Origin of the sequence: Nonlabens ponticola, assembly GCF_003966335.1 — a bacterium.
Lineage (GTDB): Bacteria > Bacteroidota > Bacteroidia > Flavobacteriales > Flavobacteriaceae > Nonlabens > Nonlabens ponticola.
The window spans coordinates 1,864,310-1,888,539 of sequence record NZ_CP034549.1; the positions used below are offsets into that span (position 1 = coordinate 1,864,310).

19 protein-coding genes and 1 pseudogene are annotated in these 24,230 nt (G+C 39.7%); 4 read left to right on the forward strand and 16 right to left on the reverse strand.

Going from position 1 to position 24,230, the window contains the following annotated elements:
* Nucleotides 1-5: 5 nt before the first annotated feature.
* The 10 genes from EJ995_RS08440 to EJ995_RS08480 all read right to left on the reverse strand — a co-directional run bounded on the left by EJ995_RS08440 (nt 6) and on the right by EJ995_RS08480 (nt 7,738).
* The gene (locus tag EJ995_RS08440) at nt 6-878 is read right to left on the reverse strand and encodes a hypothetical protein (RefSeq protein ID WP_126447531.1); all 873 of its coding nucleotides are present in this window, start codon (nt 876-878) and stop codon (nt 6-8) included.
* A 59-nt stretch (nt 879-937) separates the two neighbouring features.
* Nucleotides 938-1,429, reverse strand: a complete 492-nt coding sequence (locus EJ995_RS08445; RefSeq protein ID WP_126447533.1) for a Dps family protein — start codon at nt 1,427-1,429, stop codon at nt 938-940.
* Entirely contained in the window at nt 1,426-1,557 is a 132-nt protein-coding gene (locus tag EJ995_RS13300) for a hypothetical protein (protein WP_262707146.1), read from the reverse strand. The genes EJ995_RS08445 and EJ995_RS13300 overlap by 4 nt, the downstream gene beginning before the upstream one ends.
* An 86-nt stretch (nt 1,558-1,643) precedes the next feature.
* Entirely contained in the window at nt 1,644-2,510 is an 867-nt protein-coding gene (locus tag EJ995_RS08450) for a DUF1853 family protein (protein ID WP_126447535.1), read from the reverse strand.
* Entirely contained in the window at nt 2,503-3,126 is a 624-nt protein-coding gene (locus EJ995_RS08455; RefSeq protein ID WP_126447537.1) for a WbqC family protein, read from the reverse strand. Before EJ995_RS08455 ends, EJ995_RS08450 begins: the two co-directional genes overlap by 8 nt.
* The gene (gene lepB, locus EJ995_RS08460; RefSeq protein ID WP_126447539.1) at nt 3,126-4,727 is read right to left on the reverse strand and encodes a signal peptidase I; all 1,602 of its coding nucleotides are present in this window, start codon (nt 4,725-4,727) and stop codon (nt 3,126-3,128) included. Before lepB ends, EJ995_RS08455 begins: the two co-directional genes overlap by 1 nt.
* Before the next feature lie 51 nt (nt 4,728-4,778).
* Nucleotides 4,779-5,480 (reverse strand): 4-hydroxy-tetrahydrodipicolinate reductase, encoded by a 702-nt coding sequence (gene dapB / locus EJ995_RS08465; RefSeq protein ID WP_126447541.1) that lies wholly within the window; start codon nt 5,478-5,480, stop codon nt 4,779-4,781.
* On the reverse strand, nt 5,481-6,080 hold the full coding sequence (locus EJ995_RS08470; RefSeq protein ID WP_241234615.1) for a DUF5683 domain-containing protein: 600 nt from the start codon (nt 6,078-6,080) through the stop codon (nt 5,481-5,483).
* On the reverse strand, nt 6,073-6,969 hold the full coding sequence (locus tag EJ995_RS08475; RefSeq protein WP_126447542.1) for a ParB/RepB/Spo0J family partition protein: 897 nt from the start codon (nt 6,967-6,969) through the stop codon (nt 6,073-6,075). The genes EJ995_RS08470 and EJ995_RS08475 overlap by 8 nt, the downstream gene beginning before the upstream one ends.
* Nucleotides 6,953-7,738 (reverse strand): ParA family protein, encoded by a 786-nt coding sequence (locus tag EJ995_RS08480; protein ID WP_126447544.1) that lies wholly within the window; start codon nt 7,736-7,738, stop codon nt 6,953-6,955. The genes EJ995_RS08475 and EJ995_RS08480 overlap by 17 nt, the downstream gene beginning before the upstream one ends.
* 117 nt (nt 7,739-7,855) lie before the next feature.
* On the opposite strand from EJ995_RS08480, the gene EJ995_RS08485 reads away from it, so the two are divergent.
* Both EJ995_RS08485 and EJ995_RS08490 read left to right on the forward strand, forming a co-directional pair.
* Complete coding sequence (locus EJ995_RS08485) at nt 7,856-9,097, forward strand: glycosyltransferase (RefSeq protein WP_126447547.1); 1,242 nt, start codon at nt 7,856-7,858, stop codon at nt 9,095-9,097.
* Nucleotides 9,098-9,412: 315 nt separating this feature from the next.
* The gene (locus EJ995_RS08490; protein WP_126447549.1) at nt 9,413-14,116 is read left to right on the forward strand and encodes a LamG-like jellyroll fold domain-containing protein; all 4,704 of its coding nucleotides are present in this window, start codon (nt 9,413-9,415) and stop codon (nt 14,114-14,116) included.
* A 176-nt stretch (nt 14,117-14,292) separates the two neighbouring features.
* On the opposite strand, the gene EJ995_RS08495 is transcribed toward EJ995_RS08490, so the two are convergent.
* Nucleotides 14,293-14,652, reverse strand: coding sequence for a hypothetical protein (locus EJ995_RS08495; protein WP_126447551.1), 360 nt, complete (start codon nt 14,650-14,652; stop codon nt 14,293-14,295).
* 6 nt (nt 14,653-14,658) lie between these two features.
* Nucleotides 14,659-15,975 carry a DEAD/DEAH box helicase gene (locus tag EJ995_RS08500; RefSeq protein WP_126447553.1) on the reverse strand — a complete coding sequence of 439 codons (1,317 nt, stop codon included), beginning with the start codon at nt 15,973-15,975 and terminating at the stop codon, nt 14,659-14,661.
* A 261-nt stretch (nt 15,976-16,236) separates the two neighbouring features.
* On the opposite strand from EJ995_RS08500, the gene EJ995_RS08505 reads away from it, so the two are divergent.
* Entirely contained in the window at nt 16,237-16,986 is a 750-nt protein-coding gene (locus EJ995_RS08505; RefSeq protein WP_241234616.1) for a LuxR C-terminal-related transcriptional regulator, read from the forward strand.
* A gap of 194 nt (nt 16,987-17,180) precedes the next feature.
* On the opposite strand, the gene EJ995_RS08510 is transcribed toward EJ995_RS08505, so the two are convergent.
* From EJ995_RS08510 to dnaK, 4 genes are all read right to left on the reverse strand, one after another.
* Nucleotides 17,181-18,044, reverse strand: a complete 864-nt coding sequence (locus EJ995_RS08510) for an RNA helicase (RefSeq protein WP_126447555.1) — start codon at nt 18,042-18,044, stop codon at nt 17,181-17,183.
* A gap of 305 nt (nt 18,045-18,349) precedes the next feature.
* Nucleotides 18,350-19,192, reverse strand: a complete 843-nt coding sequence (locus EJ995_RS08515; protein ID WP_126447557.1) for a hypothetical protein — start codon at nt 19,190-19,192, stop codon at nt 18,350-18,352.
* 646 nt (nt 19,193-19,838) lie between these two features.
* Nucleotides 19,839-20,228, reverse strand: a complete 390-nt coding sequence (locus tag EJ995_RS08520) for a hypothetical protein (protein ID WP_126447381.1) — start codon at nt 20,226-20,228, stop codon at nt 19,839-19,841.
* Nucleotides 20,229-21,135: 907 nt separating this feature from the next.
* On the reverse strand, nt 21,136-23,037 hold the full coding sequence (gene dnaK / locus EJ995_RS08525; RefSeq protein WP_126447559.1) for a molecular chaperone DnaK: 1,902 nt from the start codon (nt 23,035-23,037) through the stop codon (nt 21,136-21,138).
* Between the two features lie 691 nt (nt 23,038-23,728).
* Here dnaK and EJ995_RS13340 point away from each other — a divergent pair.
* Nucleotides 23,729-24,034 (forward strand): annotated as a pseudogene (locus EJ995_RS13340) (GIY-YIG nuclease family protein).
* Nucleotides 24,035-24,230 lie beyond the last annotated feature (196 nt).

Genomic DNA, 24,230 nt, shown 5'->3' on the forward strand with positions numbered 1-24,230 from the left:
TGGAGCTATTTCTTTGTGGCGAGCTTTAAAAAAGAATCGCGCAAAGTAAACTGGTACATATTGCCACCGGTACCTTTCTTCAATTCATCAGCTAGATAAAGAGTACTGTCGTTTATATACGTCAAGCCCTCTTTTTGTGAGCTATGCTTTAGATCATAAACTTTAGGTACAACTAAAGATTTTTTAAGTTGATTAAATGGATATGTAAATACATATCTACGTGATAGCAATGCGACTTGCCCAACATCGTTGATATCTGCCGCGGTGACCTTTTGTTTGTTTGGCAGATTTTCAATGCCTATTTCATATTGCTTTTTTAATTCCTTATCGCCCAATCTAGCTGCAAACACTTTACTGAAGAAATCATAACCTTTTTCTGATTCTTTTGAAAATACAAAAACGGAATCATTGCGATAGATTACAGCTTCTGCATTGCGGCTTTTACCGTTTTTATAAGTCATATTATAGGTAGTTCCACTTATAGATTCTGGCATTATACCATCTTTAGGTAATGGTACTTTGATGAGCTGTATGTCATCTCGTGACTGGCTGTTATCGCCTATATCAGCAATAATGATATCAGTGGCATGACCTGATCCATCTTTAATAACGGTCACATCTTCCCAATCTTTATTCTTGACGCCTTGTATAGTTATTGAATGAATCCTTGAATTATCCTGGTATAAGTAAAGGCTAGCGCTATTACCAGAATCATTGATTGCGGCAAGAAAAGGTTTGTCAAAGCCTTCTAATTTTACTAGTTGTAATCCACTAATCTCATCGAGCGAAGTTGGTACATTGTCGATCAGCTTTAAGTTACCAGGATCCATGCAGCCTAGTAAACAAGCTAAAAAGAAAAATGCAAACACGTATCTCATAAATCGGGTAAACAAAAAAGCCGCAACTTTTGGTTGCGGCTTCAATATTAAAATTAATTCTAGATCGCCTTATGCGTGTCGCTGGTTTTCATTCTCCAGGCGTCTAGCATCCAACTAGTCGTCTCAAGTTCTCTTATGTAAGCACCAATTAAGTCAATAGTACCTTCATCGTCACATTTTCCAGCAACCTCAACTACTTTGCTCATTTGCTTGAGTAGTGTGCCATGATCCTCCAATAAATTGGTGACCATCGCCGTGTCATCAAGCTCTGACTTACTTTCCTTGATGTTACTCATCTTGATGTAATCACTATAATTACTAGTTGGTTGATAACGCAATGTCAATATGCGCTCTGCAATCTCATCGATTTTTAATACAGCATCATCATACATTTCTTCAAATTTAACATGCAGGTCAAAAAATGATCTACCTACCACGTTCCAGTGATAATTTCTCAATTTTTGGTAATACATGTGGTAATCTGCGAGTAACACATTCAATTCCTTGCTGGTATCCTGTGCTTTCTCGGTATTAAAATTCAAATAATTCATTTCTTGTCTTTTTCTTTATTTTTTTTATTAATGCTGTCGGTTCCTAAGTCAAAATCCTTCGGCTTTGAGCGATCGCCCAATTTTCCTAAGGGTGCCTCTTTATCTTTTCTTTCAAATTTGCGTTCCATGATACTTGTTTTATTTTAAAGATACCGTGCAATCATGCCTGTTTATAGCAAATTCACGTTAAAACCTGTTGTCAAATCCTTAAAGGCTAGCGGCTCGCAACGATAAAGAATCGCTCAAAAGTTCCATCTGCCAGTTGCATCCAGATCAAAGGAGCAAACCCGCGTTGTAGGCTATCTATCGCTATGGGTAAACTTTGGGCGTGTGTGTAACTGCTTTCTAGTTCATGCGGTTGCATCTTCCACGCATGCTTTTCTGGTAGGTAGTAGGTGTTTGAAGTTTCAGCTTTCGCGAAAGCTAACTCATCCATATAGTAACCAACAATACACCGTTTGTTGATGTATTTAGAGTCATCTTGCCAGTTTTGTCTAGGAATAAAAACGTGTGCGAGAAAGCACACCTGCTGCTGGACGGCACCAACATCGATTTGCTGCTCCTCAAGAAAAGTCGCAGTCTCTGGCTTGTAGAGTAGTGGTAATTGACGGGATTGCAAGTGGTCAAACTTCTTGATGAATGAATCACGCCTGTTAGGTCCTATGTATCTAGAAAGATGCAAATTCTGGTCGGCACTTAGGAACTTTGACGTACGTTGATGCCCATCTTCAACGATGTAAAATTTATAGACCAACTCAACATGCAGCACCTGCTGTGTCGCCTCTTCTCTGATTATATAATCCAGCTCGCCTATGGTAGTCTTATTCTTGAAGATTTGGGTGTTTGCCGCCAGCAATTCATAGTTAGCGCTTTGCTCTATGCAGAATTTAAAGAAGTATTCCGCACGTTTTCCTAGCACGGTTCCCATAGGAATTCTAGGAAGTTCTAGCGACTCTTCAGATTCCTGTAAGTGCTTGAAATTCAATTGTGATAATTGAAACTGCTGCACGCCAGCAAGTTTTCCAGTCCATAGACTGGCGGTTTGTGCAAAAGCCTTGAACCTGTCATAGGTGCTATGCATGCCCAGTTGCTTTGAGCGATAGTTTTAATAAATACACACGGCTAGCAGCTCCTAAATTGAAAAGCAAATCTAGTATGCTCAAATGCTGTACAAACCCATGCTTTTCTTGAAAAACCTGGATGTAAGGTGGTAGTTTTTCCAGGTACTGTTTTTTGGCAGTAATCAAATAAGTTGCTTGACTATCAAATTGATAAATTGGGTTTTGAACAATAGGCTGGTCCATATGAAGTTGCTTAGCCACCCAATGCACACAGGCAAGATTCCATTGCTGTAAAGAATTTATTTCTTGATCATAAAGCTTGATCAAGTCATCCTGATAATATTCAAAATAAGGACTGCTCTTGTATGCGCTAGCAATACTTTTCAAATGCTGTGATTTCCACGGCTGCGATTGATCTATATCAATATCAGCATATGACACAGACTCCTTTTTCCCTTGATGAACTATGGGAATATTAAGCGCCAGTTGACCGTTAGCAGCAGCGATGTAGCATCGATTGCGATAGGTTTGCTTGACATAGCTATCTCCTAGGTCTAAGGTGATGGTATCGCTGCGTATGAGTTTGCTCCATGTAAGCACATCCATAAAATATCCAGGATGTACGATGGTATTCATTACTTCTTTTTTGCCTTACGTCGTTTGTAGATTTTCATCCCTACAAAATATGCGATCAAGACAACAAGAAAGTAGACTAGATATGACTGTGGTGTACCGCTACCATTAACGGTCGTGAATAATCTTTCCCATCGTATAGAATCTGGGAACGATCTGTTCTGGTTGACGCTCATCCATACAAAAACCGGTTTTCCTACCACGTGAGTTTCTGGCACATAACCCCATACACGGCTGTCCTCACTATTATGGCGGTTGTCACCCATCAACCAATAGTAGTTTTGTTTGAAGGTATAGCTGGTGAGTGGTTTACCGTTGAGTAGGACATCGTTTCCTTGTAGATCGACTCTATTAAATGTGTCCATCTCTGATCCCTCATAAACCTCAATAATCCTACGGAAGTACGCGATATTGCGCGCTGTAATATCTACCGTCATTCCAGCAGCAGGAATAAGGAATGGACTCATATTGTCGTATCCGTTCATCTCAAGACCAGTGTATGGGAAATATTTGCCCAGTCTTAATCCACCACGTGTGATATTCTCGTCATAGTCAAATCGGGTCGCTTGTTTGATGCGTCCGTTTTGTTCTAGCTTAGAAAGTGCCTCTTGAGATGCCGCACTGAAGTATATGGCAGGCTCACCTGTTTGAGGATCTTTTCCTTGCTGGACCTCATCAGTAATGTCATATTCCTCGATTAATTCATCTCTAGAGAACTGGCCACCGCTCATTTCTGCTACATAGGAATATTGAATCTTGGCCCGATCGGGTAATTCTAGCGGCTTGCCATTGATGTGAACTTTACCATCAATAATCGATAGTGTATCGCCTGGAATCCCAACGCAACGTTTTACATAGTTGGACTTTTTATCGATAGGCTTGTAGTGGTATTCTCCATCATTGTAAGGAAACGAATTGATGGTATCAGTAGGATAATTAAAAACCACTATATCATTGCGCTCAACATCAGTAAAACCTGGTAGTCTTAAATACGGTAGTTGTGGTCGTGCGAGATAACTCTTGACACCCATTACAGGAATAGTATCGTGAACCATAGGTGCTGCCACGGTTGTCATAGGAAATCTAGGGCCGTAATGAAATTTTGATACAAACAAAAAGTCGCCTGTCATCAAGGTTTTCTCCAATGATGGTGTAGGTATAATAAATGGCTGCATCACATAGGTATGCACTATGGTTGCGGCAACAACCGCAAACAAGATGCTACTCGTCCATTCACCAGCTGTAGATTCTGGCGTTAGCGATCGATCTTCTTTATAATTAAGTGGCTGTGTGTAATTTATGTAATAGATGTAAAATCCTAGTGTTACCACACCTAGAATGGTATCTATTAATCTATTGTATCTAAAGCTGCGCAGGATCTCTACCCAAACCACAATGAACATGATTAAATTCACTACTGGCAGGAACAGTAATATCGTCCACCAGATAGGTCGATTAATAATCTTCATGAGAATAACAGCATTGTAGATAGGGGCAAAGGCTTCCCATGCCTGACGACCAGCCGCCTTGTAAATTTTCCACGTTCCTAGACCGTGAACTATTTGGATGATTATAAATACTATTAGCCAGGCTGTCCAACTCATTCTTTTACTTTCTTTTTAATTGTTTCATAAGTGTCATATAACACATCGGCGTTACAATCCTAGCACATCTTTCATGGTGAATACTCCTTTTTTATCCATGAGCCATTCTGCAGCAATGACGGCTCCTAATGCAAAACCATTGCGACTATGCGCCGTATGTTTAATTTGGATTTGATCCACCTCACTATCATAATTGATGATATGTGTTCCCTTGACATCTTCTTCTCTCAAGGCTTCTATAGGTAATATATGATCCTGTGGTTCACTACCTAATTCCCATGATTGTACATTGGTATTTGATATGATACCTTCTGCCAGCGTGATGGCAGTACCGCTGGGCGCATCTAGTTTTTGTGTGTGATGTATTTCTTGCATGCTCACTTGATACTGATCAAACTTTTGCATCATTCTAGCTAGCTTTTTGTTAAGCTCAAAAAACAAATTCACACCTAGACTAAAATTTGACGCATACACAAGACCGCATTTTTTCTCCTGTACATGATAACTTACATTACTCAATTCATCATTCCAACCGGTGGTACCACATACTATAGGTACACCTAGATCGATACAGGTATTGATGTTATTGAGAACACTATCCGGTGTAGAGAACTCTATGACGACATGAGCCTTTGATACTTGATTAATATCATCGTTCCTGCCTATGCGGGCGACGATTTCATGACCTCGTGATTGGGCGATAGCATCGATAACCTTGCCCATTTTACCATAACCTAGTAAAGCAATTTTCATTTAGAAATTATATGAGAGAGAAAAGCCATAGCTCGTGCCTACGGCAGATTGATTGTAGTCCATATACGGCTTAAAGCTCAAATCGCGATCTACATTAAATTGACTCAGGTGTCCATCAACATTGGCATCAATAATTTGAACTGCATAGATCGCAGCCGCGATGAGCAAACTCAATTCTTTATTGCGTTGTGAGGTGCGTTGTGCGCGCTCCAGACCATCAGTACTGATGATAGGTGTTCCATCTTCTCTAGAAAATTCATCATTGGTACCTCCTTGTAATCTTATTTGGAATGCTTCTCGCAGTCCGTCATATTCTTCATCGTTAAGTATATAAGCATAAACGGCACCACCTAATGCTGCATACGCGATAGGAATTTTCCAATACTTCTTGTTGTATGCCTGCCCTAATCCTGGAATCACGGCACTATAAAAAGCCGCTCGTGATGGACGATTGGCATCATAGGCCTCTTGAACAGCATCGGCAGCGATGATGAGATCATCGGTTTTTGCATCTACAATAATAGTGTCCTTAGGTTGTTGTGTCTGTGCGACAGCCCATCCAGAAACCAGCATTAATAAGATGATGAGAATCCTAGCCATTGATAATTTTTGTGATGCGTTCCAGATCATCCTTTGAGGTGAAAGCTATCGTCAATTTTCCTTTTCCAGACTTGGTCGTAGTTGCCGTAACCTTTGTATTTAAGGCATCACTTAGATAGCTAATGGACTTCTCAACATGTGCAGGAAGGCTTTTAGTTTTGTTCTGCTTTCGCGAAAGCTGACCACCCTTCAAACCCTTTACCAATGCCTCAGTATCACGTACTGATAAGTTGTCTGACAATATTTTTTGATAGATATCCAATTGATCCTCAAGACTCTCAACGCTTATGAGTGCGCGACCATGCCCCATACTAATGAAGTTGTCGCGCATACCAGTCTGTATGATCGGGTCTAATTTTAATAGGCGCAAATAGTTGGCAATCGCGCTACGGCTCTTGCCCACACGATCACTCATTTGTTCTTGAGTCAGATCAATTTCTTCAATCAATCGCTGGTATGATAAAGCAATTTCAATAGGATCTAAATCTTGACGCTGTATGTTCTCAACCAAGGCCATTTCCAACGATTCCTGATCGTTAGCAATACGCACATAAGCAGGAATGGTCCTGAGCCCCAATAATTTTGATGCACGGCATCGACGCTCACCTGAGACCAGTTCAAACTTGCCAAAACCTTTCTTGCGCACCGTGATAGGTTGTATCACGCCTAATTCTTTTATAGAAGAGGCAAGTTCACGTAGCTGCTCCTCGTTAAAACTAGTTCTAGGCTGGAAAGGATTCATCTCAATATCATCCAGCGGTAAATCCACAACATTGCCTACAATCTTATCGGCATTCTTGTCTTTAACGCTATTGATATCGTTGGTTGGATCTTTTAAAAGAGCCGATAAACCGCGGCCTAGGGCTTGTTTTTTAGTTGCTTTGGCCATGTGATTGAGCGTTTTTTTGGATTAATTCATTGGCAAGGCTCAGATAATTTTCTGATCCTTTACTGGATGCATCATAATTGATAATGCTCTCACCATAAGATGGCGCTTCACTCAAACGCACATTACGCTGAATGATTGTATTAAAGGTAAGCCCTTTAAAATGTTGATTCACTTCTTCAACCACCTGATTTGATAGGCGCAACCTACTGTCATACATGGTAAGCAGCAAGCCTTCAATATCTAGATCGTCGTTATGGATGTTTTGCACGCTTTTAATGGTATTGAGCAGTTTGCCCAAACCTTCGAGCGCAAAATACTCACATTGTATTGGGATTAGGACACTATCACTAGCCGTGAGCGCATTCAAGGTAAGTAGTCCCAATGATGGTGCGCAGTCAATAATAAGATAGTCATATTGATCCTTGATAGGTGCAAGCGCCTTGCGCATCATATATTCACGTTGCTCGACGTCCACTAACTCAATCTCAATCGCTACCAGATCAATATGTGCTGGTATGATGTCAAGATTGGGTGATTGGGTTTTTACAATGAGATCTGCAGCTGAGACGGTATGCTCTAGCAATTGGTAAGTTCCTTGCTCTACCTGATCAACGTCAATGCCTAGACCACTTGAGGCATTTGCCTGTGGATCTGCATCAATGAGCAGTACCGATTTTTCAAGGACACCTAATGATGCAGCGAGATTGACGGCAGTTGTTGTCTTTCCTACACCACCTTTTTGGTTTGCTATTGCAATAATTTTACCCATGTAAACTGTCGAGAATTTAAGAATGCTAAAGTAAATATTATTGCGCTCTTTATACAATCAAACAACGCCGACTTATACAAACTCATTGTTTACAGCTAGCTTGACTATTTTTGACACATGAGCAAATTACTAGTCATAGGATTCACATGGCCAGAGCCACAACGCACCGCAGCCGGTTATAGGATGATGCAGTTGTTGAACATGTTTCAAGAAATGGGGCATGAGGTAGTTTTTTGCTGTGCAGCGCGATTGTTGGAACGACATGAAAACTATCTAGCAGCACTCAAAATAAAGCCACGACGTATTTCATTGACTGATGACAGTCTCGATCAAGTACTTGCTGGGTTTAATCCTCAATTGGTAATGTATGATAGGTATCTCATTGAGGAGCAATACGGCTGGAAAGTACGTGAGTACGACCATAAAATCATCCAGATCCTGGATACAGAGGATTTACATTGCTTAAGACATGCTCGCGAGCAAGAATTAATACACGGTGTCGATATCAACGTAGCTCTGACGGATACGATTGCTCTACGTGAGATTAGTAGTATCATGCGCTGTCAACTTACTTTGATAATATCAAGGTACGAGATGAAATTGTTGCATGATTTTTATGAAGTGCCATCTCATTTACTATTGCACGTTCCTTTTTTGTGTAAGAAAGAGACCATCGATGATGCTAGTGAAAAATTGGTAGGCTTCAATGATCGTAGGGATTATTGTGCTATCGGTAACTTCAAACATGCTCCCAATATGGATGCTGTGCGTCAACTCAAATACTATATCTGGCCCGCGATAAGGAAATTAGACCCTAATGTTCATCTATACATTTATGGAGCCAACCCAACCGCCGAGGCTATGGCTATGCACCATCCAGATGACCATTTTCATATTAGAGCACAGACACCAGATATTCATAAAGTTTTGAGCACTCATCGAGTGATGCTGGCGCCGTTGCGTTTTGGTGCTGGTCTTAAAGGTAAACTGTACGACGCACTACTTAATGGTTTGCCTACGGTAATGACGCCCATCGCTGCAGAGTCGATGTATGTTGAGAATTTTATGCCTGGAGTCGTGGTGGATGATCTTGATCAATTTGCAACTGCTGCGGTGAGTCTTTACCGTGATGGAACTAGATGGAATCTTTATCAGCAATATTCTTCTTTTAATTTGAATACACTTTATGAGGATACTGCTTTCGCGAAATCGGTACAATTAAAAATTAATGATCTACAACGTGATCCATCTAGTAACGCTCAGACTTTTATACACGAGATGCTATCCTATCACGGTCAAGAACATTTCAAATTTAAAGGCTATTGGATACGATTGAAAAACGGCGCAAAATCTTCATAGAAGAAGAACCTTTACCAAAGTGTATTACATCGATAAAATTTTATTAAATCCGTTTAAACGACGTTTTCAGCTCTTTTAATGTTAAAAATAACGTCAAAACAAGACTTTTAATCGATTATTTTATTTATCAAATGTTCTGAAAATCGATTAAATGCACTAGTTGTAAGCATTCAAAATTATATTATGCATGCATAAGACACTGTTTTTGAGTTGGTTATACTACTTGTATTTAATTTGATAATATTTGGTTACAAATCAGTTTGTAATTATTTAGAAGCCTGTTATCCTTGTTATGTTACCCCTAAACGATATGACATGTCTAAATCTTTACTCTACTATCGATTTATTTTACTTTCTTCCATTCTATTAATTGGAGCTATCAGTCATGCCCAGCGCGTGGAAATTTTCAACGCGAATTTTAGTGATGACGTTGGTGATAACGCAGGTTGGTATCAACAATCGTCCTATATAAGTGGCGGTTATATTGTAAATAAAACTAACGCATGGATGAGAGGAGCAGATGCTGCTTATCCCGGAGCTGAGGGTAGTTTTTACCATTTACGTAGAGACTATAACTCCAATCGTACTTATAGAAGTTACATGTCTTCTTATTTGTATTCACCTATTATTAATCTCACGGGAAAAGATAAATTGTCCATGTCTTTTGAATGGTGGTTAGATACCTATCCAGGAACTGGAGCTGAAGGTTTTAAGATAGAATACTCTATTGATGGTGGCACTACTTGGAGGGTTTTGGGTGATCACACTGATGAGTTAGCGGTAAATTGGTATCCTAGTCTAGCAAATGGTGTATTAGATGGGTATGATGAATTTGGGGACCCTATAGAAGAAGGCGGATGGACTACCGATACAGGTGCATGGGTTTTTTCTTCAATTGATTTGCCAGCACAAGCTTTCAACGATAATTCCCAAACTCAGTTTAGATTTTATTTTGAAAGTGACGGTTATTTATCAAATATAGCTAAGGGTCTTGCCATAGATAATTTTAAAATTATTGGGGACGATATCAAAGTAAAAAATTATTCTGATTGTGGCTTGGGTATAGGTCAAAATTTGGAGCTATGGCTCAACGGTAGAACATTAGCTAGTTACAGCGATGGTGACAAAGTAGATCAGTGGACAAACATTTCATCCTTGGACCCTGCTGCTAATATTAGTAGTGAATGGACAAGTGCGACTTCTAAAGGTGCTGAAAGGCCAACCTATTATGATAACCCAACTGATAATGTGAATTTCAATCCAGTGGTTTCATTTGATGGTACAAACGCGATGTATGGAAAGTCTGGTTTTTATAGTCAAGACATCTATATGGTCATTAATCCAGCACTAGGAATTACTGCATCAAGACCAACTGAGGATGTTTTTCATGGTGACGATTATGAGACGGATATAGGTAGCCAGGACGTTACGGGAATCTCGATTAATAATACTAGCGCACGATACGGTGCGTTGCCAGATATCGCAGCTTACAATCAAGGAGCACAAACAAGTTATGGTAAGGCCATTATACATCCTACACTATCTTATACACGACCAGTTCTATTTAATGCTCGTGTAAAAGCAGACGGTTCTGGAATGGATCTTTATCTAGATGGTATTGATTTAGGAGTTACGCTAAGTGCAAGTCTTTCAGACGAGCAAAATATCGAGACTTTCAAAGATATTCTCGATAGTAGATATTGGTTGGGAAGATCAGAATTTTGGGGAACATCTTTTACAGGAGACATCATGGAGGTTATGAGTTTTTCTGAAAGAAAAAGTGATGCAGATCGTGCGAGACTAGAATCTTATTTAGCCGTCAAATTTGGTATTACACTAGGCTTGTTCCCTGTGGATGAAATTGCATTACCGCATGTTCCAGGAGCGTACTTTGATAGTGCAGGTAATGCTTTATGGAATGGGGCTTTACACCCAGGATTTACTTACAATGTGACTGGTATAGGTCGTGACGATTGTTCTTTATTGCATCAAAAACAAGCAAAAAGTGTTGACCCTAATACATTCATTACCGTAGGTCTAGGAGATATTGCTGCGACAAATGCTCAAAACACCAATGCATTTCAATCTGATGGAGATTTCTTAATGTGGGGTAGCACACCATCAACATTAGTAGCACTGCCTACACCGTTAGTTGTGAATTTGGGTCCTAGCGTCGTGACAACCTTTACAGATGTCACAGAGCGCACATGGAAATTTAAAGAGATTTCATTAGTAGGAAATGACATTCCAGAAGTAAAGCTATCTGTTGAAACTAGTGGTTTGACCTCATTACCTGTCATCACAGGCAATGATGCATACGTGATGATTGTAGCAGACGATGCAGCATTTATTACCAATGTGGAAACCATATTCCTAAAAACAGTAGGTGACCGCCAGGAATGTAATTATGATTTTGACGGTGAGAAGTATGTGAAATTTGGAGTTGCTCATGAAGTAATCACGCCACGACATGTAAACTTTGACGGGACTAATGATTATGTTGCGATGGATGATGAACTAGATATGACAGGAGACTTCAGCATATCGGCTTGGGTCTACACTACAGGATCCAACAGTAGTAATAATTCAAAAACTATCGTATCAAAAAGAGCTGGGGTCAATGAAGGTTATCATTTCTTGATAAGAGATTCAAATGAGCTTCAAGTGAACTTTAGAGATGGTGTTTCAATTAGATCAAACACTCGCATCAATAATAATGCATGGACTTATGTAGCATTTGTCTATGAAGGTGGTGAAGGAAGATTGTATATCGATGGAATTCTGGATACATCTAAATCAATGGCGGCTATGGTCGATAATGATAATAAGTTTTGTATTGGTGCTAGGTATATATCAAAGAATAATTTGAATAACTATTTTAAAGGTAGGTTAGAAGAAATCAGAATGTTTGATACTGCAATCACGGTAGATCAATTACGATTTATGATGAACCAAGAGATACTTAAAGATGGTACGGGTATCAAAGGGACAATTATTCCTACTTCTGTAACTAAGAATGATTTATCCGGACTCCAAGAAACAAATCTTGCTGCTTACTTCAATATGAATACCTATATAGGAACGCATCTTAATGATGCTTCAGGAAATGGACATAGAGGTAGCTTGAAGAGTCCTGAGAATTTTGAGATACAGGTGCAATCGGCACCGTTGCCTTACATCGCGATAGGTGATGGACAATGGGATGATCCTAGCAACTGGATGAATGGAACTGAAGGGTATTTCCCAGGATTCACACGAGTTATCAATGGTAGAACGGAGAAAATAGACTGGAACATAGTACGCACAGCACAGGATATATCACTGACAAATGAAGATGTGACCTTATTAGGCCTTGAGGTCTTAGGAGGTGAATTGAGCGTTAAGAACGACCACGGTTTAACAGTGACGCATCATTTAATCCTCAACGGGACTATCGATCTAGAAGGAGAATCACAACTCGTACAAACAACAAACAGTGATTTGATCGCCACAGCATTAGGAAAGATTGAACGCGATCAACAAGGAACATCTGATGGATTTAATTACAATTTCTGGTCATCGCCAGTAAGTAAATCATCTACTGGAGCCAACTCTGGCTTTAGTCTGGAAGACGTGCTGAGAGACGGCACAGACGTCAATAATATAAAACCTCTTAACTACACCAATTCTAGTGTAAATAATGGAGCACCAGCGACAGCGACCAGTGCTGCTACCATATCTGGTAGATGGTTGTACAAGTATAGCAACTTTGCGAGTGGTACGTATTCAAACTGGTTGTATATGCCACCATCCATGGACAATCTTACTGGTGAAGGCTGGACCATGAAAGGTACCTTTGCTAGTGGTGGTGAACAAAACTACACTTTTGTTGGTACGCCTAATAATGGTGATATTACTTTACCAATAAGCAATGGCAGTGATTACCTGATTGGTAATCCATATCCTAGTGCTATCGACGCGCACCAATTTTTACAGGATAATCCAGATCTAGATGGTACCGTTTATTTCTGGGAACATTGGGGTGGCAATAGCCACACACTCAAGGAATATCAAGGCGGTTATAGCACGTACAATCTTTCTGGTGGTGTAGGTAACGCTACGCTAGGAACATCACATCCATTGGTAAATTCTGGTGGTGTGGCTGTTAAGGTGCCTAAGAGATATATTCCTGTAGCACAAGGTTTCTTTGTCACAGGAACAAGCGATGGCACCATCACCTTCAACAATTCACAGCGACAGTTTGAGACTGAAGGTTCAGGTAACAGCATATTTACCGCGGCTCCTGGTAGCGGTCAAGTTACCGCAAGTGAATATCACGATACTAGTGACTCACGTGCCAAAATACGTCTAGGTTTCAATTCACCTAACAAGATTCACCGTCAGCTGTTGCTCACGGTAGATAGCAGTGCCACCGCAGGATATGATCGTGGTTATGATGGTCTTATGTATGGTGAGCAGTATGATGATATGTCATGGGTGGTAGAGAACGAGAAATACGTCATTCAAGGAATAGATGATTTAAAGGACGATACCGTTTTACCTTTACAGATCAAGTTGCGCGACGCTGGTCCAATAAGCATTGTTATTGACGAGTTATCCAACTTCCCTGTCGATCAAGACATATATATTTATGATAATAAAACAGGAGTATATTCCAACCTGAGAGATGAGGAGTTTACGGTGGACTATCTGTATGGTGGAAAACACACTGATCGTTTCTTCCTAGTCTTTGAAGAACAAAGCACATTAAGTAACGATGATGTAGATGATCTAACCGTAGGGTTACAAGTTTATAAGCCGGCAAGTCAATCACATATTGTTGTAAAAAACAACACGGGCTTAGGTATCAATCAAGTGCGATTGACCAATATGTTGGGACAGCAGGTTGCCCAATGGGAAGCTGATAATCAACAACTACAGCAACAGTTCAATTACAGCGGTTTGAGTACTGGTAATTATATTGTTAGCGTTGTGATGCAGGATGACAGCGTGAGCAGTCATAAAATTCGCATAGAGTAAACACAGCTAGCGTAATTAAATAAGAAACCCATCGTTATTGATGGGTTTTTGTTTTGTGATAAAGTTGGTCATTATTACGCTTTCGCGAAAGCAAAATTCTCAATCACCTTATGACTATTTAATAGTTCAAAGGTTCATCAAATCATTTTGCAAGCTGTGATTGGAGTTTCAACCAATTACTGTCTATCCAGCAGCTTTTGAGATACTTTAAACTCTGCACGGTACAGCATGTTTTTGTGAGTTCTCTTGAATTTGCCAAATGCCGTCTTGTACCATTGCGGCATAGTCGCTTTCTTGCGGTAAGCTTCATGATTGTCCGTTCTTACCAGCATTTTGTCCTTGTAGGCTTCGATTTTGTAAATGGCGATACCATAATGTTCTGCTCTGATTAGGATGGTGGCAAAATCTGATTCAGAAAAATAGTTTTTATCCTGATCTAGGCCTTCATTGTGATTTTCCAGATCAAAGAAGACTTTCTCCACCAGAAAGCTTTGTTGTTTTTGCAGGTGATCGGTGTCGTTTGTATAGTCGCTCATAGTGTTTTAATCTTCTAATAAAGAGATGCGCAATTTACGTTTCTTGATGCGGCTATTATTGAGTTTGTCGATTAATTCAATGGTCTTTTCATGCGGCACAGCTACAAAAGCACATTCTTGCTTAAGCTCAATAACACCCAACTCGTTCTTCTCAAGGTTACCCTGCTTGAAGAATAGGCCAGCGATATCACCCTTAGAAATTTTATCGCGCCTACCACCAGAAATGTAGAGGGTTTCCCATTGAGGATTTTGTGATGCAGACTCACGAAGATTCATCGATAGAGTAGTGGCGCCGTCAATAAAATCAGGTAGTTCTCTTTCTTTGTCCTTGAGTAAAATTGCCGTTCCTGTAGTATTCATCCTGGCAGTGCGACCGTTTCTATGAATAAATTCATCTTTTCTAGCTGGCAACTGGTAATGAATGATAAAGTCAAGTGCAGGAACATCGATACCACGAGCCGCAAGGTCTGTGGCAAGCAAAATGGTGTGTGTACCGTTTCTAAATTTGATAAGCGCCCGCTCACGATCTTGTTGTTCAAGCCCACCATAAAAAACGGAATGCCTCAAATCATTATTCCATAAATGATCACTTACCTCGCCAATGGTATCCTTAAAATTGCAGAATATTATACCGCGCTTATTGCCCAATAGCCCTAACAAATTAGTCAATGTCTTGAGTTTATCATCTTTATATTCAACGAACTTAAGTTGTATTTCTGGACGCTGTTGATCCAGGAAATTAAGTCGGGTAGGTGAGTTCATTTTCATGAATTTGGGTATGCCTACCTTTTGCGTTGCGCTGGTCAATATTTTGTTGGTTAGCTGTGGTAATGATCCTACTATTTGGGACATTTCTTGTTCAAAACCAGTTTCTAGTGATTTGTCAAATTCGTCGAGAACGAGAACGGATAATTTGCCGGTGTCAACCTGGTCACGTCTTAAATGATCTGCCACGCGACCTGGTGTACCTATGAGAATCGCTGGTGGCGTTGTGAGTAATATTTTATCACTTGAACCAGATCTACCACCATATACCGCGTTGACCTTATAACCACTACCCATTTCTCGCACCACTTGTTCTATCTGTATGGCGAGTTCTCTTGAAGGCACAAGTATCAAGGCTTGTACTAGTTCTACATCAGGGTTCAATAGCTCTAATAGCGGTAGCAAAAAAGCGACTGTCTTTCCAGATCCTGTTGGTGAGAGCAGTACAACTTCATCGTTATTCAATATCGCTTGTTGGGTAGCGAGTTGCATCTGGTTGAGCTGCTCGATATTAAGTTTGGCTAGTAATTCTTTATTAGTCTTTAGAGAGTTGGTCATGCCGCAAAGGTAACGCGATTAGGCGGTAGATGTCGACCTGTTCATATACCGGTGGTTATCCATACATCTTAATAATGAGTAGAAGGCTTTCTTGCAAATAGTTTGAATTATTGGATAAACAAATTATTGAGATAGTGATTTGTGAGAATTATGCTTTCGCGAAAGCGTAACAGAGAAAAACCTTACAGGTAAATTAATAACAGTAACATGTAATATTTATATGTTTGTTAACAAACGCTCTCCCTAGAAACGTAGGAATATATGAAGTCATTATTAGAGATTCATCAAGATCTATTGCGCAATCAGCAGGCAATCGATAAAGATGAAGTTGAGCAATTCCTGTCAAGGTTTGAGCAAAATGTAATGGCGACGGCACCGCGCAATTCCCTAAGCTATGCGCTGGATCTCAAAACAATGAAATATGTTTACGTTAGTGCCAATTGTAGCATTTTTACTGGGAAAACGGTAGAGGATTTTAAGAATAAGGGAATGGACTTGCTGCTAGAGATCATGCACAAAGCAGATTTTAAAGCGTTGTCGTATGATTTGTTTCCCGCAATGCAGGAAAAGTATCTAGAACTCTCACTTGAGGATCGCAAGAATACTGTTTTTGAATTGTATTACCGGTTGATACACGCCGGTACTGGAATGGAAACGCCGGTTGTAGAATACAGCAGTTATGCCCGATATGATGATGAAGGATCGCCTACTTTTTCTACTGGTGTGATTTATGAATCACCCTTAGCAATGGATGGTGTGCGAGGTATTGTGCGCCATATTGATAGTGACGCTCAAACTACATTGTTTGATCGCTGCGATTTTCATGCGCTTGATGTACTTACCAAAACGGAGAAAGCCATTGTGCAATCCTTCATTAAAAATCAATCCAGAGATTGTATCGCTGCAGACTTGAATATCTCTATCCACACGGTACGCACGCATTTTAAAAATATCTACAAGAAGCTCGATATCAATAAGGAAGCAGATTTACTGGGTGTGGTGAAAATCTAATAAGCTTTTATCATTTCAAGCAATATTGCCTTGATGTGATAAAGGATATTTTTAAATGAAGACAACGGTCTGAGATATAAGTAGTTGCGTGGGTTAGCGTTAAACTTTGCAAGTACATGCCAAACTGAAAATCCGCTAGGATTTTCAGAAGTAGGCGAGAACAAGCAATTACTTATAGCTATTGTTGTAAAACGTTATTTGTCTTCTTTCGATTTAATTTCAAAGTATTTCTCTATGTAAAGTATGATGTCTCTTTTACGAGGTATAAAGTTACTTTGATTACTTACTTCTTCACTTATAATGTCTACAAATCCATTCTTGATGTCTTCATAGGTCAAATGACTATTCTTGTCTAAAAATTCATATACTAGTTTTCGAGTTCTCATTCTTCTCGTTAACGGACTTATTTCTCTTTGAACAACTTCCTCGTTTATTCCGTTTTGTTCCAATCTCATCAACATTAATTCTTTAGATAAATTATCAAGCTTTGAAAGTATATATTTGCTTTCAGCAATTTCAGTCTGATTAATTTTTGCGGGAACTATAGTTTTACCGAAACTTTTTAAGAATGGCGAATAATTTGCTTCAGATTTTGCTTTATCATAAGTAGCATTAATCCTTTTTACCAATTCAGATTTGAATTCTACAATTTTATTAAATCTTAAAGATGATGGATAGTTTAAATGTTCAATAACTCCAGTATCAAATGAATACCCTGTCTTTTCGTCCTTTATAATAATTGTTGGCTTGTCAAATGCTAATCTCAATCCAAGTTCAAACATAACATTAGGATTTTTAGAACTAACATCACAAATAACAATTTCATCATTATAAATATTATTTACTATTCTTTCGTGTATTAAACCAATAGCAACATCATCACTAACAAGTCTTGGCTCAAATTCTGTTTGTTTCACAGTATCAACTAAAATCGACAGAACCTCTTTCCAGTGTTCTTTAGAATATTCTGGATGTGAGGCAATGGGCATAATTATACCACATTTTTTTTGTTGCTTCTTAAGTACTTCTTTCTTTACTGCTTCTTTTTTCTCTGGCATTGGTTATTATGTTTTACGACGACAAAGGTATAATGCGCCTCAGGCGTCCCAAACTTTTTATGGTCGTTTATATTGATATTGTTTTGTTGAATATAGCGATTACTTTGATTATATTGAGCCTTATGGGAAGTAGCTTGAATTCAAGAAATGAAGAATGAGCGAGAGAAAGACATCAAGACGCGCATGAAGGCAACTGGCTCGAACGGTCTTATTTAAGAAAAGTAGTGGATTAAACTCTTCCTAACCATCAGTTTTAAAAAAGACCGCTAATTGGTTCCTATTGTTGCGATTGAGAGTTTAAACTGCTATTTCTTATAAATGGGTGTCCGTTTGGCTAAAAATGCTAAAGTTATTTTGTAGGCATCTTGGGTTTGCCAAAAAGACGCATGCTCTTTACTAAATAGATTGTCGCCTTTGTCATTATAAATATTCATAGTTATGTTGGTAGAAAAATTTTGAGTTGAAGAACTATACGTGCTGCTTGAACTAATCCTTTTATTATCATTCCAAATATCACCGATTATATGACCTTTTTTATCTACGTGCGCTGTAGTGGATTGAGATTTTGTCGCGGTATTACTATAATTGGTGACGGTAGATTTTTCAATAGAGACTAAACCTTGTACCAAATATTCCACACCTAGAATATTGCTTATTTCACCCATAGTATATCCTGCGAGATTATTGTTGTCTAGACCAGCTTTCGCTAATAAAGCATTCGTGGTGGTTGGATCTTGAAACTCAAGATTCTGAGATTTCTTTTTAAAAATAGTATAGGTTTCCTGTTGGATTTTTCTGGTCATTAAAGCATTACTTGTTTCGAGATCTTTTATGTAACCAAAAGGTAGAATTGCGACCTTATTATGGTGATCTTCTAGGTTCAAATCTGAATTTTTAGTAGCATTATTATAAAATTCAACTCGTCCAGACGCAAAGGTAATTTTTGCTATATCAGATTTCTCCACAGTATATTCAATTGTTTCATTTTGATAGATAAATTGAAGGTCGGCTGAATTAATTTTAATGACTTTCCCTTTCATCTCATCGCCATTAACTTTTAAAATAACATCACTTTGAGCTGCAGCTAGGTGTATAAGTAATAGGCACAATGTAATTAGCGATACTTGTTTTGAACAAATTTTAGACATAATATTTGGTATTAGTGATTTGTTATGTTGAAGATTAAAAGCGCGTCAGGCGTCTCAACCTTTGTATAGTCGGTTAGATTGATGTTGTTTTGGTATGTTGAAGATAGCGATTAGTTGGATTATATTGAGCCTAGCAGGAAGCCGCTAGCATCCGACGAGCGAAGAATGAGCGAGAGGAATGCATTATCTTTCATTTATACATTGTTCGCTCCAGTTGGTTGTGGCGACCTTGACCGTGCCAAGTATGCACTAGCTAACCTTAAGGCGTTTCACACCTTTGCCGACTTGTCTCCGACGAGCCGCTAGGCGAGAGGAAGACACACCAATTGAGTAGATCGGGAGTCTTGAAAATCAGATTTTATCTGACGCTCGCTTTGCTTTTGAATTGAGTAGTGTATATCTGTTTCAGGTCCTTGCTTGCGGATCAAAATCTGATTTTCATATTGTCTCCGACGAGTGAGTTTGCGAACGAGAGGAAGACATCTAGATACGTCCGCAGGCAATTGGCTCGAACGGTTATGTATAAATATAGTTGCGGGTTTGCGTGCGAAGAATTTCCGAAGGAAATTTAGATGTAGCAAATACGCAACTGCCTTTATTTTAGCACTAAACCGCAATTATTTTTATACGGTGTTGTGCATAGTTTTTATTCACATACTTTATTTTTTTCAATCCACGGATTAATAAATTTCCTTTCAGTTCCGAGTATTGTTTTCATTTCGGGTTCGTCGAAAATTAGATAGAAATTTTTGTCTTTTTCCACGTATTTAAATTTCAATTCAGTACAATATTTTCCAGTGCCGTGATTTACGAGCATACTTATAATTCCATCTTCAATTTTTATGTCTTTCACGGATTCCACCATAATAAAATTAACTTTTATATCAGAAGGAATTTCTTTTTCACTATAATTTCCAAGGTCATTCATTTCAATCATTTCGTCAACGATTTCTTGAATCCATTTGTCAATAGATTTTTCTTGGTTGATTTGGATGTTTGAAATTCCAATCAAAAATGTCAGTAAAATTATTTTCATATTCTGTTTCTCAAATTATGCACAACGGCCAGATATATGAACCGTAGCATCTAAAGATAGAGAAATCTTCGATTTTGCAGGCAGCCAATTTTATCAAATCTTGCGAACGACCTTTTATATATCGGTAGCCAAATTTGATAAAATTTGGCGGAAACCGGTTGAAACAGAACCCAGCAATCCAATCCAAGCGATAGCTATGGTTTATATATGTTGTTGTGAAACGTGGTAGAAGATTGATGCGAGCGCAGGCGATCACGTAAAAATGGCGGCTCAAAACACCAGCTTTCAATGTTTGAAATACAACCGACCGATTTGCACGAACAGAACGTGCAAACGTATCAAGACGCAACCGCTTTAAAAACCCAAACCAAAGCTCTTTTGATTCCCAAACCGAACTGTCGCCATTTTTTCAAAACACAGAACTCGCTGGAATTTGAAGTCGAAGAGTAGATCAGTCAAGCCGATGGAAGCGGAAACCTAAAGCCGTAAAACCAAGGTCGTCAAGCTCAACCACCATGTTTCACAACGGTTATATAAACAAACCTAAGCCAAATCTTACCACTTTACAATACTGATTATAGGGTATATACAAACCTTTTGAGGTGGTTGGGTAAATTTCCCAATTGGGTTGTATATGCAAACCTTTACGATTTTAAACGTTTAATGTACTTCAAGAGACTAACCAGCTCAATTGCAATAATAACAATCGCGTTTCAACTTTCGGGCCTGCCTGCCGCGGGCAGGCCAGCAAAACCCAAAAACAACCAACAAAAAAAGACCCTGAAATCAATCAGAGTCTTTTTCATATTTACAGTTACCTATTAACTAATAACAGAAATCCAATAACTAAATAAGCGCAGCTTATTTCACTTCTTCAAAGTCTATGCTTCGACAAGCTCAACACAGGCTACTTGACTTCTTCGAAATCTACGTCTTCAACATCGCTGGTGTCATCTGCACTCGTAGCATCAGCACCTGCATCTGCTCCGGGCGCGCCAGCCGCATCGGCCTGCGCTTTGTACATCTCTTCACTAGCTGCTGTCCAGACGGTATTAAGCTTCTCAAGAGCTGGATCGATCTTCTCGATCTCCTTAGTCTCATAAGCCGCTTTCAACTCGTCTAGAGCCTCAGTAATTGGCGCCTTCTTGTCGTCACTTAGCTTATCGCCAAATTCTTCCAACTGCTTCTCAGTTTGGAAAATCATCTGGTCAGCTGCGTTCAGCTTATCTACTTTCTCTTTGGCTTTTGCATCAGCTTCAGCGTTTGCCTCAGCTTCCTGCTTCATCTTTTGGATTTCTTCTTCAGTCAATCCAGACGATGCCTCGATGCGTATGTCCTGCTTCTTATTAGTCGCTTTATCCTCGGCACTTACCTTGATGATACCATTGGCATCAATATCAAAGGTTACTTCAATCTGCGGTGTACCGCGACGTGCTGGTGGTATTCCATCTAGGTGAAATCTACCTATCGTCTTATTATCGGTCGCCATAGAGCGCTCTCCTTGCAGTACATGGATCTCAACACTTGGCTGATTGTCTGCTGCTGTAGAGAACACCTGTGACTTCTTGGTTGGGATCGTGGTATTGGCCTCGATCAACTTAGTCATCACGCCACCCATGGTCTCGATACCTAGAGATAACGGAGTCACATCTAATAAAAGAACATCCTTAACATCACCAGTCAATACACCACCTTGGATCGCTGCACCTACGGCAACCACTTCGTCAGGATTCACACCTTTTGATGGCTTCTTGCCAAAGAATTTCTCAACAGCTTCCTGCACGGCAGGAATACGAGTAGATCCACCAACTAGGATAATCTCATCGATATCGCCTGTTGATAGTCCAGCAGCTTTAAGCGCTGTTTGACATGGCTCGATAGTTCTTTTTACAAGGTCGCTGATCAATTGCTCAAACTTTGAACGAGTCAATGTTTTTACAAGGTGTTTAGGACCGCTGGCCGTTGCCGTTACATAAGGCAAGTTAATTTCAGTCTGTGCACTAGATGATAGCTCAATTTTGGCTTTCTCTGCCGCTTCTTTCAAACGCTGTAACGCCATGGCATCTTTGCGTAAATCGATATCCTCATCTGCCTTAAACTCATCTGCTAGCCAGTTGATGATTTTCTCATCTACATCGTCACCACCTAGGTGCGTGTCACCATCAGTTGATAGTACCTCAAATACACCATCACCCAATTCTAGGATAGATACATCGTGTGTACCACCACCAAAGTCAAATACCACAATCTTCTGGTCGGTATCCTTCTTGTCCATACCATAAGCAAGCGCTGCTGCAGTAGGCTCATTGATGATACGCTCTACTTTCAATCCAGCGATCTCACCAGCTTCTTTAGTCGCCTGGCGCTGGCTATCGTTAAAGTAGGCAGGTACCGTGATCACGGCGCCAGTTACTTCTTGACCTAGGTAATCCTCGGCCGTTTTCTTCATTTTTTGCAGGATCATCGCACTCAATTCTTGCGGCGTGTACAAGCGACCGTCAATGTCCACACGTGGCGTGTCGTTATCACCTTTTACCACTTTGTACGGTACACGTTCTGCCTCCTTTTGAGACTCGCTGTACTTGTTACCCATAAAACGTTTGATCGAGTAGATCGTTTTCTCTGGGTTCGTTACCGCTTGACGCTTTGCAGGATCACCTACCTTGATCTCACCACCTTCTACAAAGGCAATGACAGATGGCGTCGTGCGCTTTCCTTCTGCATTAGGGATCACCGTAGGCTCGCTACCTTCCATTACAGATACACAGCTGTTGGTCGTCCCTAAATCAATTCCTATGATTTTACTCATTATATATACTTTTAGTTAAGATTCATTTTTAAACTCAACTCAAATAGTCAATGTTTGTGCCACCACAATCCCAGTGACAAGCTGTCAGAATCTTGCTCAAAATGACAGTTTCATGCACAACGATGGTCACGATACCGCTTTCGCGAAAGCAAAATGCATAACAATTCACCAAAAGAAAAACAGTTCACAACCACCATAAATTATCCTGCAAGATGGCACTTGAACTCATGCACCAAGGTTTTCCATAGCACTTGTCATGCTGAATTTATTTCAGCATCTCACTAAAGTCAAAAACTTGCACAGACCCTGAAATCAATTCAGGGTGACAATAACAAAAACCTTGTCATGCTGAACTGGTTTCAGCATCTAACTATATTTTGTAAACTCTAGGAAACCATTTCGAGCGACAGTCGAGAAAAGGTGGTTAGTCTATCCCAGCATCTCACCAACGTCAGAACCTAGCAAAGACCCTGAAATAAATTCAGGGTGACAATAACAAAAACCGTGTCATGCTGAACTAGTTTCAGCATCCTACAAGAGTCAAAACCTTGCAAAGACCATGAATCAAGTTCAGAGTGGCAATCGTAAGTTTCTCTGTCATGCTGAATTCATTTCAGCATCTCATAGCAGATCATAACTTCCTTAAAACTCAATCCAATCATTTATCTTTAAATCAAACAAACCAAACCCATTGCCACGCCGCCACTACCACAACTACACTGTATATATTCTCACAAACAAAAAGAATGGTGTTCTATACATAGGCGTCACAGGTGGCATCGATGATCGCATGGAACGACATCCTTCGGGAACTGGCTCAAAGTTCACGGCTAAGTAAAACACCAAAAGACTCGTTTATTTTGAAGAATTTCAATACATCAACGATGCGATCGCAAGAGAAAAACAGCTCAAAAACTGGCGCCGACAATGGAAGATCAATCTAATAGAAAAAGAAAATCCCGAATGGCTTGATCTGTATAAACCGCTGGATAAATAAACTACCGTCATGCTGAACTAATTTCAGCATCTCACAAGAGTCAAAATCTAGCACAGGCCCTGAAATAAATTCAGGGTGACAATAACAAAAACCTTGTCATGCTGAACTGGTTTCAGCATCTCTCGTAAGTCAGACTCTAGCACAGACCCTGAACCAAGTTCAGGGTGACAATCGTGAGTTTCTCTGTCATGCTGAA